Annotated in this window: 17 protein-coding genes; 6 read left to right on the top strand and 11 right to left on the bottom strand. The window is 63.3% G+C overall.

Annotated features, from left to right (window positions below):
* Positions 1-17: 17 nt before the first annotated feature.
* The 4 genes from cysD to A3AC_RS0121160 form a co-directional block, all read right to left on the bottom strand.
* Positions 18-980: a sulfate adenylyltransferase subunit CysD gene (gene cysD, locus A3AC_RS0121175; RefSeq protein ID WP_025601225.1), complete on the bottom strand. Its 963-nt coding sequence runs from the start codon at positions 978-980 to the stop codon at positions 18-20.
* Positions 981-1,090: 110 nt separating this feature from the next.
* Complete coding sequence (locus tag A3AC_RS0121170; RefSeq protein WP_025601224.1) at positions 1,091-1,855, bottom strand: phosphoadenylyl-sulfate reductase; 765 nt, start codon at positions 1,853-1,855, stop codon at positions 1,091-1,093.
* Positions 1,852-2,412, bottom strand: coding sequence for a DUF934 domain-containing protein (locus A3AC_RS0121165; protein ID WP_025601223.1), 561 nt, complete (start codon positions 2,410-2,412; stop codon positions 1,852-1,854). The genes A3AC_RS0121170 and A3AC_RS0121165 overlap by 4 nt, the downstream gene beginning before the upstream one ends.
* A gap of 22 nt (positions 2,413-2,434) precedes the next feature.
* Positions 2,435-4,114 carry a nitrite/sulfite reductase gene (locus tag A3AC_RS0121160; RefSeq protein WP_025601222.1) on the bottom strand — a complete coding sequence of 560 codons (1,680 nt, stop codon included), beginning with the start codon at positions 4,112-4,114 and terminating at the stop codon, positions 2,435-2,437.
* A gap of 218 nt (positions 4,115-4,332) precedes the next feature.
* Here A3AC_RS0121160 and A3AC_RS0121155 point away from each other — a divergent pair, with 218 nt between their 5' ends.
* The 3 genes from A3AC_RS0121155 (at position 4,333) to A3AC_RS0121145 (ending at position 6,849) form a co-directional block, all read left to right on the top strand.
* Entirely contained in the window at positions 4,333-5,274 is a 942-nt protein-coding gene (locus A3AC_RS0121155; protein ID WP_025601221.1) for a CysB family HTH-type transcriptional regulator, read from the top strand.
* Between the two features lie 44 nt (positions 5,275-5,318).
* Positions 5,319-6,479 (top strand): ABC transporter substrate-binding protein, encoded by a 1,161-nt coding sequence (locus tag A3AC_RS0121150; RefSeq protein WP_025601220.1) that lies wholly within the window; start codon positions 5,319-5,321, stop codon positions 6,477-6,479.
* A 109-nt stretch (positions 6,480-6,588) separates the two neighbouring features.
* Positions 6,589-6,849, top strand: a complete 261-nt coding sequence (locus A3AC_RS0121145; protein WP_025601219.1) for a hypothetical protein — start codon at positions 6,589-6,591, stop codon at positions 6,847-6,849.
* 5 nt (positions 6,850-6,854) lie between these two features.
* On the opposite strand, the gene A3AC_RS0121140 is transcribed toward A3AC_RS0121145, so the two are convergent.
* The 6 genes from A3AC_RS0121140 to A3AC_RS0121115 form a co-directional block, all read right to left on the bottom strand.
* Positions 6,855-8,003, bottom strand: coding sequence for a Gfo/Idh/MocA family protein (locus A3AC_RS0121140; protein WP_025601218.1), 1,149 nt, complete (start codon positions 8,001-8,003; stop codon positions 6,855-6,857).
* Between the two features lie 35 nt (positions 8,004-8,038).
* A complete protein-coding gene (locus A3AC_RS0121135) occupies positions 8,039-9,088 on the bottom strand; it encodes a sugar phosphate isomerase/epimerase family protein (RefSeq protein ID WP_025601217.1) in 1,050 nt (349 codons plus the stop codon).
* Between the two features lie 43 nt (positions 9,089-9,131).
* Positions 9,132-10,094, bottom strand: a complete 963-nt coding sequence (locus A3AC_RS0121130) for a substrate-binding domain-containing protein (RefSeq protein WP_025601216.1) — start codon at positions 10,092-10,094, stop codon at positions 9,132-9,134.
* Between the two features lie 72 nt (positions 10,095-10,166).
* The gene (locus A3AC_RS0121125; RefSeq protein WP_025601215.1) at positions 10,167-11,180 is read right to left on the bottom strand and encodes an ABC transporter permease; all 1,014 of its coding nucleotides are present in this window, start codon (positions 11,178-11,180) and stop codon (positions 10,167-10,169) included.
* Positions 11,161-12,648 carry a sugar ABC transporter ATP-binding protein gene (locus A3AC_RS0121120; protein ID WP_025601214.1) on the bottom strand — a complete coding sequence of 496 codons (1,488 nt, stop codon included), beginning with the start codon at positions 12,646-12,648 and terminating at the stop codon, positions 11,161-11,163. The genes A3AC_RS0121125 and A3AC_RS0121120 overlap by 20 nt, the downstream gene beginning before the upstream one ends.
* A gap of 3 nt (positions 12,649-12,651) precedes the next feature.
* Complete coding sequence (locus A3AC_RS0121115; RefSeq protein ID WP_025601213.1) at positions 12,652-13,740, bottom strand: LacI family DNA-binding transcriptional regulator; 1,089 nt, start codon at positions 13,738-13,740, stop codon at positions 12,652-12,654.
* Between the two features lie 261 nt (positions 13,741-14,001).
* On the opposite strand from A3AC_RS0121115, the gene A3AC_RS0121110 reads away from it, so the two are divergent.
* Positions 14,002-14,655, top strand: coding sequence for a protein-L-isoaspartate O-methyltransferase family protein (locus A3AC_RS0121110; RefSeq protein WP_025601212.1), 654 nt, complete (start codon positions 14,002-14,004; stop codon positions 14,653-14,655).
* Positions 14,656-14,710: 55 nt separating this feature from the next.
* Positions 14,711-15,034, top strand: coding sequence for a rhodanese-like domain-containing protein (locus A3AC_RS0121105; protein ID WP_025601211.1), 324 nt, complete (start codon positions 14,711-14,713; stop codon positions 15,032-15,034).
* Between the two features lie 63 nt (positions 15,035-15,097).
* Here the strand turns inward: A3AC_RS0121105 and A3AC_RS0121100 are convergent, their stop codons facing one another.
* Entirely contained in the window at positions 15,098-15,934 is an 837-nt protein-coding gene (locus A3AC_RS0121100; protein ID WP_025601210.1) for an alpha/beta fold hydrolase, read from the bottom strand.
* Between the two features lie 325 nt (positions 15,935-16,259).
* Between A3AC_RS0121100 and A3AC_RS0121095 the strand changes: the two genes are divergently transcribed.
* Positions 16,260-16,757: a DUF2844 domain-containing protein gene (locus tag A3AC_RS0121095; protein ID WP_025601209.1), complete on the top strand. Its 498-nt coding sequence runs from the start codon at positions 16,260-16,262 to the stop codon at positions 16,755-16,757.

Genomic DNA, 16,757 nt, shown 5'->3' with positions numbered 1-16,757 from the left:
TTCCTATGTCGGCGTGCTTAGAAATAACCTTGCTTCTTGCGCTGTTCCATCGCGGCTTCAGAGACCTGATCGTCCATCCGCGTCGCGCCGCGCTCCGTGATTTCGGTCACGGCCGTTTCGGCGATGATCTTCTCCAGATCATCGGCATCGCTTTCAACCGGGCAAGTGCAGCTGATATCGCCGACCGTGCGGAAACGCACCACTGCGGTTTCGCTGACTTCGCCCTCGCGCATCGGCGTGAGCGGCGTGACCGGCACGAGCAGGCCGTTGCGGCGCACGATCTCGCGCTGGTGCGCGTAGTAGATCGACGGCAGTTCGAGTTTTTCGCGCGCGATGTACTGCCACACGTCCAGCTCGGTCCAGTTCGAGATCGGGAACACGCGCAGATGTTCGCCGTTATGCAGACGCGCGTTGTAGAGGCTCCACAGTTCCGGGCGCTGCGCTTTTGGGTCCCATTGGCCGAACTCGTCGCGGAACGAGAAGATGCGCTCTTTCGCGCGAGCCTTTTCTTCGTCGCGGCGCGCGCCGCCGATCAGCGCCGTATAGCCGTGCTGTTCGATGGTTTCGAGCAGCGTCACGGCTTGCGCGGCGTTGCGCGAATCCGTTTCGCGACGCAGACGCACGGTGCCGCGCTTGATCGAGTCTTCAACGTGGCCGACCACCAGCTCGGCACCGATCTCTTTCGCGCGACGGTCGCGGAAGTCGATCACTTCGTCGTAGTTGTGGCCGGTGTCGATATGCACGAGCGGAAACGGCAGCACGGTCTTGCGATTCGCGCCAATGCCGAACGCCTTCAGCGCAAGCGCGAGCACGACGACCGAATCCTTGCCGCCCGAAAACAGCAGCGCCGGCTTGCTGCACTCGGCGACCAGCTCGCGCAGGATATGAATCGACTCGGCTTCGAGCCAATCGAGGTGATCCATCCGGTTCGCCGTGTTGGCAAGCGGAGCGTTGAGAGTGGAATCGAGCGTGGTGCTCATGTTTGGGTCCTTCGTTGATTCGCTTGTCGAGCGGTTGCTCGTGAAAGCTCAGATATTCAATTCGGTAGGTGCGGCGCAATCATCTAAAACCAGGCTCTGCGCCGCACGAATCAGGCAACGTCCGAAGCCGGCGCGTTTTCGCTGCGGTCCACGGCAATCGGCGTGATCGTCGTGATGTGCAGGCCGCATTCCTTCGTATCGCGCGACTCCCACCACCAGCGGCCCGCGCGGCTGTCTTCGCCGGGGCGTACCGCGCGCGTGCAAGGCTCGCAGCCAATGCTCGGATAACCGCGTGCGTGCAGCGGATTGACCGGCACGTCGAACGCTTTCAGATAATCCCACACTTCGGCTTCGGTCCAGTCCGTGAGGGGATTGAACTTGGCGATGTTGCGCGCGGCGTCGTGCTCTTCCTCGTGCAGTTCGGCACGTGTCACCGACTGCTCGCGGCGCTGACCCGTCACCCAGGCGCTCACATCCGACAAAGCCCGGTTCAACGGCTCGACCTTGCGGATTTCGCAGCAGCGCTTGCGCAGATCGACGCTTTCGTAGAACGCGTTCAGACCGTGCGATGCGACATATTCGTCGACCGCGGCAGCCTGCGGGTGGAACTGTTCGATCTCGTAGCCATAACGCTCTTTCACGCGCTCTAGCATGCCGAGCGTCTCGGCATGCAAGCGGCCCGTGTTCAACGAGAAGATGCCGATCTTCACGCCGCGCGACAGAATGGCGTGCGTCAGCAGCATGTCTTCTGCGGCGAGGCTGCTCGCGAGTTTCACGTTCGCGTGGCGCGCGGCGATCGAGTCGAGCAGCGCATTCAGGTGCTCGACCTTGGCGGCGAGTTCCGGCGTGAGCGATTGCGACGGAGCGGCGCTCATGCGGTGACCTTCCCGGAAGCAGACGTAGAAGCAGACGCAGACGCCGCACGGCGGCGAAACAGCGGCGACGGTTCGTCGAATGCGCCTTGATACTGTACGGTGAAGTCGTCGAATGCCTTGATTGCGTCGGCGATGTCCTTGTCGGCGCGCACCGCGAATGCGTCGAAGCCGCAGCGGAACATCAGGCGCACCTGGTCGCGCAGCACGTCGCCGATCGCGCGCAACTCACCCTTGTAGCCATAACGCTCGCGCAACAGGCGGCCGATGCTGTAGCCGCGGCCGTCGCGAAACACCGGGAAGTCGACAGCGATCACCGCGACCTTGTCGAAATCGCCGGCAATCTCCGCCGGTTCGCTGTCCGGCGCGAGCCATACGCCGAGCTCGGCAGCGCCGCGTGAAGCGACGAGCGCGTCGCGTTCCGCTTGCCACAATGCGAGCGGCACCAGCACCTTGCTGGCCGGCAGTTCGTTCACCGCGGGCAGCGAGCCGTCTTCGGCCGGGCGCACGAGCGTCCAGTCATCGTTGACGATCGCGCGATTCTTGATGATAGAAGCCATCTGTTCAGTATCCTTTGCGCGCTTACGCGTGAGCCGGTTGACGCGACGCGTACACGCGTTCCTTGAACGGAGCGATGCCGATGCGGCTGTATGTGTCGATGAAACGCTCGCCTTCCTCGCGGTGCTCGACGAATGTGTCGATCACCTTCGAGATCACGTCCGGCATTTCTTCCGCCGAGAAGGACGGGCCGATCACGCGGCCGAGATGAGCGCCCGTCGCGCCCGTGCCTTGCTCGCCGCCGAGCGTCACCTGATACCACTCCGAGCCGTCCTTATCGACGCCCAGAATGCCGATGTTCCCGACATGGTGGTGACCGCAAGCGTTGATGCAACCCGAGATGTTCAGCGATACGTCGCCCAGGTCGTACACGAAGTCCAGGTCGTCGAAGCGTTGCTGGATCGCCAGTGCGATCGGAATCGACTTGGCATTTGCGAGCGAGCAGAAATCGCCGCCCGGGCACGCGATGATGTCCGTCAGCAAGCCGATGTTCGGCGTCGCAAAGCCTTGCGTTTTCGCCTTTTCCCACAGCGCGAACAGGTCGCGCTTCTTGACGTTCGCGAGAATCAGGTTCTGTTCGTGCGACACGCGAATCTCGCCGAACGAATACTCGTCGGCCCAATCCGCAACTGCTTCCATTTGCGCGTCGGTTGCGTCGCCCGGTGCCACGATGCCGTTCTTCAGCGACAGCGTGACCGCCGCATAGCCCGACACCTTATGCGGACGCACGTTGCGCTCGACCCAGCGCGCGAACGCACGGTTTTCCAGCAGATGCTTTTCGAACGAAGCATCCGTGTCCGCGAGCTTCTCGTACACCGGCGGCTGGAAGTATTGCGACACGCGATCCAGCTCAGCCTGCGTGAGCGTCGAAGGGCCGTCCTTCAGATGTTGCCATTCTTCTTCGACCTGCGCGGCGAACTTCTCGGGCGAAAGCGCCTTCACGAGAATCTTGATACGCGCCTTGTACATGTTGTCGCGGCGGCCGTAGCGGTTGTACACGCGCAGCACGGCTTCGCTGTACGTGAGCAGGTGTTGCCACGGCAGATCGCGACGGATCACCGCGCCGACGATCGGCGTGCGGCCGAGACCGCCGCCCGCCAGAATGTCGACCACCAGTTCACCCTGCGCGTTGCGCTTCACATATACGCCCATGTCGTGAATCTGCACGGCCGCACGATCTTCCTGCGAACCGGACACGGCGATCTTGAACTTGCGCGGCAGCCACAGGAATTCGGGGTGGAACGTCGACCATTGACGCAGAATTTCCGCCCACGGCCGCGGATCGACGAATTCGTCGGGAGCCACGCCCGCGAATTGGTCGGCGGTAATGTTGCGGATGCAATTGCCCGAGGTCTGGATGGCGTGCATCTGCACCGACGCGAGCTTGCGCAGAATCTCCGGCGTTTCCTCGAGCTTGATCCAGTTGTACTGGATGTTCGAGCGCGTGGAGAAATGGCCGTAGCCGCGATCGTGCTCGCGCGCAATCGTCGCGAGCATGCGCAACTGGTCGCTGCGCAGATTGCCGTACGGAATCGCGATGCGGTGCATGTACGCGTGGCGCTGATAGTACAGGCCGTTCTGCAGACGCAGCGGGCGGAACTCCTCTTCGCTCAATTCACCCGACAAACGGCGGCGAACCTGATCGGCGTACTGCGCGACCCGTTCATCGACGATGGTCTGGTCGTACTGATCGTATTGGTACATTCGGGGACCCCAATTTTTGCGTTACACACAGCGGTCCGGTTCCGCCGCGCTCTGGACGTCTGTGTTTGTCAGCATCTGCGAGTCAGGGTTTAGACCTATCTCTCATTTGCTTATAACAAATACAGATATCCATATTGAAAAAGATGGACAGATCGTAATAAACTCGCCTTATATTTCAAACGACTAAAAAATTCTTTTGATATGCGGAGAGGTTATATATGAACCTGCACCAGTTCCGCTTCGTGCGCGAGGCTGTGCGGCAGAACTTCAACCTGACCGAAGCGGCCAAGGCGCTGTATACAAGCCAGCCGGGCGTTTCAAAGGCGATCATCGAGCTCGAGGACGAGCTGGGCGTGGAAATCTTCACGCGGCACGGCAAGCGCGTGCGCTCGCTGACCGAGCCCGGCCGGATCATTCTGCAGTCGGTGGAGCGGATTCTGCAGGAAGTGGAGAGCCTCAAGCGGGTCGGCAAGGACTACGCGGCGCAAGACCAGGGCAACCTCGTGATCGCCGCTACTCACACGCAGGCGCGCTACTCGCTGCCGGCCGCCATCGCCGAGTTCAAGAAGCGCTTTCCCAAGGTCCACCTTTCGATCCTGCAAGGTAGCCCGACGCAGGTGGCCGAGATGGTGCTGCACGATCAGGCGGACCTTGCCATCGCCACGGAGGCCATCTCCAACTACAAGGAACTGGTCTCACTGCCGTGCTTTCAGTGGCATCACGTCGCGGTGATGCAGCCGGATCACCCGCTGCTCGACCGCAAGCTGTTGTCGCTGGACGATCTGACCCAGTATCCGCTGATTACTTACGACAACGCCTTCGCCGGCCGCAGCAAGATCAACGAGGCGTTCCGGCTGCGCAACCTGCATCCGGACATCGTGCTGGAGGCAATCGACGCCGACGTAATCAAGACCTACGTCGAGCTGGGCCTCGGCGTCGGCATCATGGCGGATATCGCTTTCAATGCCGAGCGCGACCGCCATCTGCGCGCAATGCCCGTCGGCCACCTGTTCGGCAGCAACGTCACGCGAATCGCGCTCAAACAGGGCGCGTATCTGCGCGGCTATGTGTACACGCTCGTCGAACTGCTCTCGCCGGGCCTGAACCGCAAGCTGATCGAACAGGCGCTCAAGGGCGAACACGAAACCTACGAACTTTGATTCATTACCACGCTTCGCATTTTCCGCCTACGGAGACCCACCCAATGACGTCGCATAAGAACAGACTTCGCGGCATTGCCGCTCTCGGCGCGCTGTTGCTCGCCACCGCCGCGCACGCCGACATCAAGGTCGGCATCGACCTGTCGAGCACCGGCCCCGCAGCCGTGATCGGCATCACGAGCAAGAACGCGATGCTGATGTGGCCGGCGACGATTGCCGGGCAGAAAGCCGACTACATCTTCCTCGACGACGCGTCGGACCCGGGCGCCGCCGTGCGCAACATCCGCAAGCTGATCAACGAGGACCACGTCGACGTGATCGTCGGCCCCAACATCACGCCGGCTGCAATGGCCGCGCTCGATCCGGTGGCCGAAAGCCAGACGCCGATGATCACGCTGATCGGCTCGGCAAGCGTGGTGGAGCCGCAGGAAGGCAAGAAGGTGTGGGCCTACAAGATGGCGCAGACCGACAGCGCAATGGCCGACGTGATGACGCGCTACATGTCGAACCACAACGTGAAGACGGTGGGCTTCATCGGTTTCGCGGACGGCTACGGCGAAAGCTGGCTCAACGAGTTCAGCAAGTTCGCGGCGCTGCGCCACATTCAGCTGGTCGCGACCGAGCGCTACAACCGGACCGACGCAAGCGTGACCGGCCAGATTCTCAAGCTGATGGCCGCGAAGCCCGACGCGATCCTGATTGCCGGCGCGGGCACGCCGACTGTGCTGCCGCAGCGCACGCTGATCGAACGCGGTTATAAAGGGCCGATCTATCAGACGCACGGCATCGCGACGCCCGAGTTCATCAAGCTCGGCGGCAAGGACGTGGAAGGCACGCTGTTCCCGACGCAGCCGGTGGTGGTGGCGCGCACGTTGCCGGCGGATCATCCGGCGAAAAAGGCAGCACTCGCGTTCGCGAACGATTACGAAGCGAAATACGGCGCGGGCAGCGTCACGCAATTCGCGGGCGATGCAGCCGGCGTCTATCCGCGTCTGCAGGATGCCGCGACGCGCGCTCTGAAAACCGCGCAACCGGGCACGCAGGCTTTCCGTGTCGCGTTGCGCAACGAGCTTGAACACGCGCACGAACTGGTGGTGCCGAACGGCGTCGTCAATACGAGCGCGAAGGACCACGTGGGCCTGGACCAGCGCGCGAGCGTGATGGGCATCATCAGGAACGGCAAGTTCGTGTATCTAAGCCAGTGAGTGGCTTGCATGCTTCTGGCGGGCGCGGCGCGCCTGCCCAAAGCGTAGACGCCCTGCCGCAGCGAAATTGTTAAAGTAGTGGTCTCCAACCGACCGGCAGTCCCATACCATGCGCACCACGCGAGCCATCCACGCTGTCGAGCGGCTGAAAACGCGCAGCGGCAATCCGCAGTTCGCGGCGATCAGTCTCTCGGGCGGTCTCTTCTATCTCGTCGACAAATCGGGCGGCACAGACAAGAAAGTCTCCGACCCGCTGACACTCGACGACTTCGTCAAGTTCGTCGACGCCTACGGTCCGCAAAAGCCTCGCAAGGCGAGCAAGCTGGATATCGCGTTCGAAGCGCAGATCAAGAAAAGCAAAGGCGGCTAGACCCATTACGGCGCGATCTCGCGCCAATGTCCATTTGCAGCGGTGCTTGCAAGCACCGCGTCGATGAAGCGCAGACCCGCAACGCCGTCTTCCACGGTAGTGAGCAGCAGACTCTCGGCGGGCAGCGCGCGGCCCTCGTCCAGCGCCTCGATCTGCAATGCGGCGTCCTTATACAACTGCGCGAACGCCTCAAGATAACCTTCGGGATGACCGGCGGGCACGCGCGTCGCATGCGCCGCGCTCGCGCCGCTCACGCGAGCGCGCGTCAAACGCTGCGCTGTGCCGCCAAGCGGCGTGAACCATAATTCGTTTGGTTGCTCCTGATCGAACGCAAGGCTCGCCTTCGTCCCGTACACGCGCAGACGCAACGCGTTTTCCGCGCCGCTCGCCACCTGGCTCGCCCACAGCATGCCGCGCGCGCCGTTCGCATAACGCAGCATGGCTTGCACATGATCGTCGATGCGCCGTCCCGGCACGAACGTGTGCAACTCCGCGGAAAGCGCCACAGGTGTCATGCCCGTGACGAACGCCGCGAGATGATACGCATGCGTGCCGATATCGCCGAGACAACCCGCCGGGCCCGCCAAAGCCGGGTCCGTGCGCCAGCCGGCCTGCTTGTTCAAGCCGCCGTTTTCGACTGGCTCCGCGAGCCAATCTTGCGCATATTCGACCTGTACGACACGGATCTGGCCGAGTTCGCCCGCCTCGATCATCTCGCGCGCATGACGCACGAGCGGATAGCCTGAGTAGGTGTGCGTGAGCGCGAACAGCCTGTTTTTCTCGCGAGCGAGTTTTGCGAGCGCCTCGCCTTCAGCGAGCGAAATGGCGAGCGGCTTGTCGCATACCACATGGACGCCGGCTTCGAGAAACGCCGTTGCGACCGGTGCATGCAGATGGTTCGGCGTGACGATGGCCACGGCGTCGATGCCGTCCTCGCGTGCAGCCTCCGCGCGCGCCATTTCGCGCCAGTCGTCGTAGCTGCGCGCAATGCCCGCCTGGGCGGCGCTCTCGCGTGCCCGTTGTGGATCGGACGACAACGCGCCTGCCACCAGTTCGAAGCGATCGTCGAGCCGCGCCGCGATCCGATGCACCGCGCCGATGAACGCGCCCTGCCCTCCGCCCACCATGCCGAGTCTGAGTCTTCTATATGGCATCGCGCCTGCTCCTTTCATGTGTCGTTGTCATGCGCTCAGATGCCGAGCACGCGCTTGAGTTGAGCCGCATCGACACCGCTGCCCGCGAAGTCGTCGAATGAATGTTCGGCCACGCGAATGATGTGCTCGCGAATGAACTGCGCGCCTTCGCGCGCGCCGTCATGCGGATGCTTGAGCGCGCATTCCCATTCGAGCACCGCCCAGCCGGGAAAATCGTATTGCGCCATCTTCGAGAAGATCGCGCGAAAGTCGATCTGCCCGTCGCCGAGCGAACGGAAGCGCCCCGCGCGCTCCACCCAGCCGCTATAGCCGCCGTACACGCCCTGCTTGCCGTTCGGCCGGAACTCGGCGTCCTTCACATGAAACGCCTTGATGCGCTCGTGATAGATGTCGATGAAGGCAAGGTAGTCGAGTTGCTGCAACACGAAATGGCTCGGATCGTAAAGGATGTTCGCGCGCGGATGATGCTTCACGGCCGCGAGAAAACGCTCGAAGGTGACGCCGTCGTGCAGATCTTCGCCCGGATGCAGTTCATAGCAGACGTTCACGCCGGCGGCGTCGAACACGTCGAGAATCGGCGTCCAGCGGCGCGCCAGTTCCTCGAACGCGGCTTCGATCAAACCGGCGGGACGCTGCGGCCACGGGTACAGATACGGCCAGGCGAGCGCGCCGGAAAACGACACATGCGTATCGAGCCCCAAACGCTGCGACGCCTTTGCCGCGAGCTTCAGTTGCTCGACGGCCCATTGCGTGCGCGCCGCCGGATTGCCGCGCACGTGCGGCGTGGCGAAACCGTCGAACAAGGTGTCATAGGCGGGGTGCACGGCGACGAGTTGCCCTTGCAGATGCGTCGACAATTCGGTGATCGTCACGCCCGCGTTATCCACCACTTCGCGCAGTTCGTCGCAATACGCCTGACTCGACGCCGCCTGCTCGATATCGATCAGGCGCGCGTCGCACGGCACCTGAATGCCCTTGAAGCCGAGACTCGCAGCCCAACTGGCCAGGTGCGCGAGATTGTCGAACGGCGCCTCGTCGCCCATGAACTGAGCGAGAAAAATCGCCGGGCCTTTGATGGTTCTCATCGTATGGTTCCTTTCACGCGGGCGCGCGCCGCGCGGCTCATGATCAGAACGGCGAGTCCGGGAAGTAAAAGTCCTTAGCGTTTTCCTTCGTGATCAGCACCGACGGAATGATCGTCGTGGCAGGCAATTTCTCGCCCTTCAGGCGCGCCTCGGCCGTGAGCTTGATCGCGTCGTAGATGAATTTCGGCGAGTACGACACGTCGGCCTTGATGAGCGGCGCGCCGTCCATCACGTTCTTCACCATGCCCTTCGAGCCCGCGCCGCCGAACACGATCTTGATGTCGCTGCGCTTCGCCTGGTCGATGGCTTTGAGCACGCCGACCGCCATGTCGTCGTCGGCGGCCCACACGGCGTCGATATGCTTGAAGCGCGTGAGGTAGTCCTGCATCACCTTGAACGCGTCGTCGCGATTCCAGTTCGCGTATTTCGCGTCGAGGATCTTGATGTTCGGATAACCCTTCAGCACGCCGGTGAAAGCGGTCCAGCGTTCGTTGTCGAGCGTGGTCGGAATGCCGCGCAGCGCGACGATGTCGCCCTTGCCGTCCAGCGCTTTAGCCAGATATTCCGCGGGGATTCTGCCAAAGGCCGTGTTGTCGCCTGCCACATAGGCGTCCTGTGCGCTGGTGTCGGTCAGGCCGCGATCCACCACCGTCACATACACGCCCTTCTTCTTGACCTGTGCGACCGGCTGCGTGAGCGACGCGGATTCGAACGGGAAGATCACAAGCGCATTGATTTTGTTGACGGTGACCAGATCCTGCAACTGGTTCGCCTGCTCGGGCGCGCCGGCTGCGGTCTTCACGATCACCTTGAGATTCGGATGCGCCTTCTCCAGATCGGCCTTCGCCTTGTTGGCCCACCAGACAATGCCGCCGGTGAAGCCGTGGTCCGCAGTTGGAATCGCGACGCCTAGCGTGACCTTGTCGTCGGCTCGCGCAATGCCCGCGCTGCTCAATATGCCCAACGCCAGCATGCCGGCGCCGATCGCTCGAATGACCTGTTTCATGGTTGCGTCTCCTATCTGCTGTTATGAAGCGCTTGTGCGCCCCTTCCGTTGTTTCACTTTGAATCGCTACGGCTACCGCCGTCCGCGTTGCACAAACGCGACGAAGATAATCACCACGCCCTGCACTGCCGCGTTCAGATACACGCTGATGATGCTGGTGAGATTCAGAATATTGGCGATCACCGACAACAGAATCGCGCCGATCACCGTGCCGATCACGCGTCCTTCGCCGCCCTTGAGCGCCGTGCCGCCCACCACGACCGAGGCAATCGCCTCGAGCTCCCACAAGAGGCCGGTGGTCGGCGTTGCGGAACCGAGCCGCGGCACGTACAGCACAGTCGCCACGCCCACGCAAATGCCGAGCAGCACATAGGTGACGATCTTCACGCTATCCACGCGAATCGCCGCGTACCGCGCGACCTGTTCGTTCGAGCCGATAGCCTGGACGTGCCGGCCAAATGCCGTGCGATTGAGAATCAGCGCGCCGCCTGCCGCCGTCACGAGAAACACCCAGATCGGTACAGGCACACCAAACAGGCTCGCGTAATACACCGGCCCATAAAGATCGGATAACGAATTATCGAGCGTCAGCGCGCCGCCGTCGGCGAGCCATGTCAGCACCGCGCGAAAGATGCCAAGCGTGCCCAGTGTGACGATGAACGGCTCGATGCGCCCCTTCGTGATGAGCAGGCCGTGCGCGCAACCGAACAGCCCGCCTAATACGAGCGCGAATACGATGCCTAGCGTGACGATCATCAAAGGCGCGAACGTATGGCCGCCGACGCCCGCCGCGAGCGCGTTCATCAGCCAGATCATGCTGCCCGCGATCAGCGCGGCCATCGAGCCTACGGAAAGATCGATGCCGCCCGAAATGATCACGAATGTCATGCCCACCGCAATGATGCCGATGAACGACGTGCGCGTGAGCACGTTCATCATGTTGTCGAGCGTGGCGAAATCGCGATTGAGCAGCGTACCGACGATGCACAGCGCGATCAGTCCGGCGAGCGGTCCGAGCGCATACAGACGATGCGCGAAGCGCAACGCGCGGCCGGATTGCACGGCTTCAGTGGGTGCCGGTCGCATGGGCGATCAACTCCTCTTCGGTCAGATGTTCGAGCGTGAGCGTGGCTTGCAGGCGTCCCGCGCGCATCACGGCGACGCGATGGCACAAGCCGATCAACTCGATGAGTTCCGATGAAATGACGATCACCGCGCGGCCTTGCGCGGCAAGACGATGAATCAGGAAATAGATGTCGCGTTTGGCACCGACGTCGACGCCGCGCGTCGGCTCGTCGAGCACGATCACATCCGGCTCGGGCTGCAGGAACTTGGCGAGCGCGAGCTTCTGCTGGTTGCCGCCGGAGAGCATGCGCGCGCGGCTCGACAGATCGCCGGTGCGAATGCCGAATTCGCTGACGGCGTTTTTCAGGGCTTCGCGACCCGCCTTCAGATCGAGCAGCGGACGCGCGTAGCGTTCGAGTGTCATGAGCGTCACGTTGTCCTGCAGGCTCAGGTTCACGTGCAGGCCCTTGCCTTTGCGGTCCTCGCTGAGATACGTGAGCCCGTGGCGCATCGCGTCGCGCGGGCTTTTCAGATCCACGGGACGGCCCGCGATTCCAATGCGCCCGGCCGTGCGTTTGCGCAAACCGATGATCGCTTCGAACGCTTCGGTGCGGCCCGCGCCGACGAGTCCCGCAAAACCCAGCACTTCACCTGCGCGCACTTCGAAGCTCAGAGCGTCGACCCAATCCGGCACCGTCAGTCCTTCCACTTTGAGCGCAACGGGCGCGGTGGCGGACACGGTGATCTTCTCGGGGAACATGTCGGACACGTCGCGGCCGACCATCAGGTTCGCCATCTGTTGCCGTGCCAGCGCCGCGGTTTCGTTGCGGGCGACGAAGCGGCCGTCGCGCATTACGATCACTTCGTCGGTGATGCGCTCGACCTCATCCAGTTTGTGCGAGATGTAGACGATAGTTACGCCGTCTGCCTTCAGCTTCGCCATCAGCGTGAAAAGACGCTCGGTCTCGGACGGCGTGAGCGTGGCCGTGGGCTCGTCCATGATGAGAAGCCGCGCGCGGCGCGACAGGGCTTTGGCGATCTCCACCATCTGCTTTTCCGCGACGATGAGCTCGCGCACCTTCGTGTCGGGCGCCCTGTCGAGACCGACCTGCGCAAGATAGCGCGCGGCTTCCGTGCGCATCGCGGCATCGTCGACGAACCAGCCGCGCCGCTTCTCGTGGCCGAGGTACATGTTCTGCGCAATCGTCAGATGCTCGGCGAGATTGAATTCCTGGTGAATCAGCACGATGCCTTGCGACTCCGCATCGCGAGAACCGCTGAACTGCTGCGCGCGGCCGTCCACGAGCAAAGTGCCCGAGGTTGCGGTTTCGTAGCCGGCGAGAATTTTCATCAGCGTCGACTTGCCCGCGCCGTTCTCGCCGAGCAGACCGTAGATGCGCCCCGGCGCGAGATCGAAGCTCACGCCGTGCAGCACTCGCACGGGGCCGAAATCTTTGCGGATGTCGTCGAAGCGGATCGCGAGGCTCATGGTTCAGGTGCTCCCGCGAATCACGAGCCGATGCGGCAGCAGCACGCCCGGCACGTTCGCCAGCGGATTCGCGAGCCGCTGCAACAGCAGGCGCGCGGCGGTTTCGCCTAGCTCGCGCATCGGCTGCGCAATCGTGGTGAGCGGCGGATCGACTTGTGCGGCGATGGAGATGTCGTCGAAACCGATCACCGCAACATCGTCGGGGACGCGTTTGCCGATGCTGCGCAAGCCGTGCAGCACGCCGGTGGCGAGCGTGTCGGAAACGGCGAAGATCGCGGTGGGCGCCTCGGGCGGCAGCATCAGCGTGGCGGCGGCCGAGGCGCCCGCCTCGTAGTCGAGACTGTTCAGGTTCATGCGCCAGCCGTCGAGCGGCGTGATGCCCGCTTCGGTCAGTGCGTCGAGATAGCCTTGCTGACGCTGGCGCGCATACAGATAGTCGATGTCGGAATTGATGAGGCCGATGCGCTCGTGCCCGCGCGCGAGCAGATGCCGCACGGCGTCGCCCGCGGCCTGATAGTTGTCGATGCCCACGTACGGCACGCCCATCGCCGGGTCGAACTCGCAGCAGGCGACCCACGGCAGCGCGCTGGACGCTTCGCCGAGCGCCTGCTGGATGGTCGCGGGGTCGAGACAGATCGCGCCGTCCGCGCGGCGGCGGTGCAGCAGGTCGAAATAGCTGCGCTCGCGGCCCGCGTCCGCGCCGGTATCGCACAGAAGCATGAAATAGCCGTGCTGACGCGCGACGCTGTCAATGCCGCGCACGATCTCGGCATAAAACGGATTGCCGAAGTCGGGCACCATGGTCAGCAGCAGGCGGCTTTCCGCCGTGCGCAAGTTGCGCGCGAGTTCGTTGACGCGGTAGCCGCTTGCGTCGATGGCTGCCAGCACCTTCTCGCGCGTGGCGGGCCGCACGTTCTCGTGCGCGTTCAGCACGCGCGACACCGTCGCGACCGAAACGCCCGCCTGCCGCGCGACACCGGCGATCGACAGGCCATCGGCGCCACGCCCGACGCGCGCAAGCGGCTGCGGCTCCGGCTTGACGGGGTTCGCGCTGACGGCGGCAGGCTTCGCTTTTGACGTGGATCGGGACACGCGTTCGGCTTCCGGAAATGTAATCGATTACATTTTTTGGCGAAAAGACGCCGGACTGCAAGGCCGGATTGCTAGGGATAAACACGGGGGCCGCGCAAACCGCACGGCCGCACCCCGCTGCCGGCTCCGGCCCGGAACCCCCGCGCCATTTGGTACAATCCCGCAGTTACGCTGCCTTGGCGCACCTGCCGGCTTTCTGCCCGAGCCGCCCGCGCAGCGGAAAATCGCAACACTCGCCAAACCAGAACCGCCAAACCCACCATGAACATCGAGCAAGCGCGTTTCAACATGATCGAACAGCAGATCCGCCCCTGGGAAGTGCTCGACCAGGACGTGCTGAATCTGCTGTCGATCGTCAAGCGTGAAAACTTCGTCCCCGCCGCCTACCGCGAACTGGCTTTCGCCGACTTCGAAGTGCCGCTGCCGGCCGGCCAGCACATGCTGGCGCCGCGCGTCGAAGCGCGCGTGCTGCAGGAACTGGCGGTGAAGAAACATGAAAGCGTGCTCGAAATCGGCGCCGGCTCCGGTTATATGGCGGCGCTGCTCGCACATCGCGCGCAACACGTGCTGACGGTCGACATCGAACCCGAACTCGCGGAACTGGCCAAGACAAACCTGATCGCCAACGGCGTGCTGAACGTGGAAGTCGTGACCGGCGACGCCGCGCGCGGCTGGGCCGCCGCCGCGCCGTACGACGTGATCTGCGTGTCGGGCGGACTGCCCGTGCTGCCGCAGGAAATGCTCGAGCATTTGAAGGTCGGCGGTCGTCTCGCCGCATTCGTCGGCACCGCGCCGGTCATGAAGGCGCAGATCATTACGCGCATCGACGAAAAGCAGTACCGCATTGCCGACGTGTTCGAGACGTATGTCGAGCCGCTCGTCAACGCCGTGCAGCCGCCGCGCTTCAGGTTCTGATCTGCCTTTTTTCACGGACGGCCGGCGCGCCGTCCTTTGAACGGAAGTCTCGCTGATGCAAAACCTGACCGCTCCCGCGCTTGCTGAATGGCTCGCCGACACGTCGCGCCCCGCTCCTGTGCTGCTCGACGTGCGCGAACCGTGGGAACTCCAGACGGCTGCCATGCCCGGCATCGTGTCGATCCCGATGCGCGAGATTCCCGCACGCAGCGAAGAACTGGATGACGACGCGCAGATCGTCTGCATCTGCCATCACGGCGCGCGCAGCGCCCAGGTGGCAATGTTCCTCGAGTCGCGCGGCCACACCAACGTCTTCAATCTACAAGGCGGCATTGACGCGTGGTCGCGTCAGGTGGACCCGTCGGTTCCCACGTACTGACGGTTCGCGGGCAATTCGCCCGCGAATATTGAGAGCCCGCGCGACGCGGGCTCGTCCGGACTGCTAGCCGCGCACAAACGCCAGCAGATCAGCATTCAGCACGTCTGCATTGACGGTCAGCATGCCGTGCGAGAAGCCCGGATACGTCTTCAACGTCCCATTCTTCAACAGTTTGATCGACTTGAGCGCCGAGTCGGCGATCGGCACGATCTGATCGTCTTCGCCGTGCAGCACCAGCGTCGGCACGCCGATCGCGCGAAGATCTTCGGTCTGGTCCGTTTCCGAGAAGGCCTTGATGCCTTCATAGTGCGCCTTCGCGCTACCCATCATGCCCTGGCGCCACCAGTTCTGGATCACCCCTTGATGGACCGTCGCGCCCGTCCGGTTGAAACCGTAGAACGGGCCCGCCGGAACGTCGACGAAAAACTGCGCGCGATTGTCGGCTAGCGCCTTGCGAAAGCCGTCGAAAACTTCGCGCGGCAGACCTTCGGGATTCGCCTCGGTCTTGAGCATCAGCGGCGGCACGGCGCTCACCAGCACGGCCTTCGCGACGCGGCCGGCAGGTTCGCCGTGCTTCGCCACATAGCGCGCCACCTCGCCGCCGCCCGTCGAATGGCCGATATGCACGGCGTTGCGCAGATCGAGCGCTTCGGCAACCGCAAAAGCGTCCGCCGCGTAGTGGTCCATGTCGTGTCCGTCCGACACCTGCGACGAGCGGCCGTGGCCGCGCCGGTCATGCGCGATCACGCGATAACCGTTCTGTACGAAGAACAGCATCTGCGCGTCCCAGTCGTCGGAAGACAACGGCCAGCCATGATGGAAGACGATGGGCTGCGCGTCCTTCGGGCCCCAGTCCTTGTAGAAAATCTCGACATTGTCCTTCGTGGTCACATACGGCATGGTCGTTTCTCCTGTTTCGGTTGGGCGATAGGTTGTCGGGCATAGCCGGCTACATGATCCGGCGCCCGTGTTACGAAAGCCACCGCGGCGGCCGCAAACTGCAACACCAACTGCGAACACGCTCAATGGAGGATACGGAGGTGATCCGCGTTATGGAAGAGCGTCGTTTGGGAACCATCGTTGCACGCCTGCCATCAATCGCTTTCCGCCGTTGACTCTTGCGTCGCAATTTATTGCGACGTCTCTCCCCTTCAATTGCGAAATTTCTCAGGCTTTCCCGAATACCACACGGGCACCATGCTCGGTCCATTCTGGGAGCCGTGTGATGAGACTAATGAAGATCGCGATGCTGGCCGCAAGCTTGTTGCCGCTGTCGTCCTATGCGGCGCTCGGCGGCGCACCGGCCGCGGCCGCTTCCGCGCCGCTCATGCTGCGAGCCGCCGCGCCGCAGTCAGCCTCCGCTCCGGCATCCGGCACCGCGGGCAGCCAGCCGGCCAGCGCGCCTGCCGGCACTGCGCCCTACTCGGTACGCGAATCCGTCGACGCAAACGGCGTCACGATCCGCGAATACGTGCTGCCGTCCAACGTCGTGTTCGCCGTCGCGTGGGCCGGGCCGGTTCGCCCGAACATGCGCGCGCTGCTCGGCAGCTACTTCGCGAATTACGTTGCGGCAGGCGAATCCGGCGTGCACGGCTCCGGGCCGCTGGTGGAAGGTAACGGCGATTTCCGCATCGAGTCCGCGGGCCGCCTCGGGCGCTTCTTCGGCATGGCCTGGGTGCCGCGTCTCGTGCCCGCGGGCGTGCGTCCCGGCGACCTCGAATAA

Source organism: Burkholderia sp. WSM2230, from assembly GCF_000472445.1.
Taxonomy (GTDB): domain Bacteria; phylum Pseudomonadota; class Gammaproteobacteria; order Burkholderiales; family Burkholderiaceae; genus Paraburkholderia.
The sequence above is the reverse complement of the archived record's forward strand: the minus strand, read 5'-3'. Positions and strand labels throughout refer to the sequence as shown.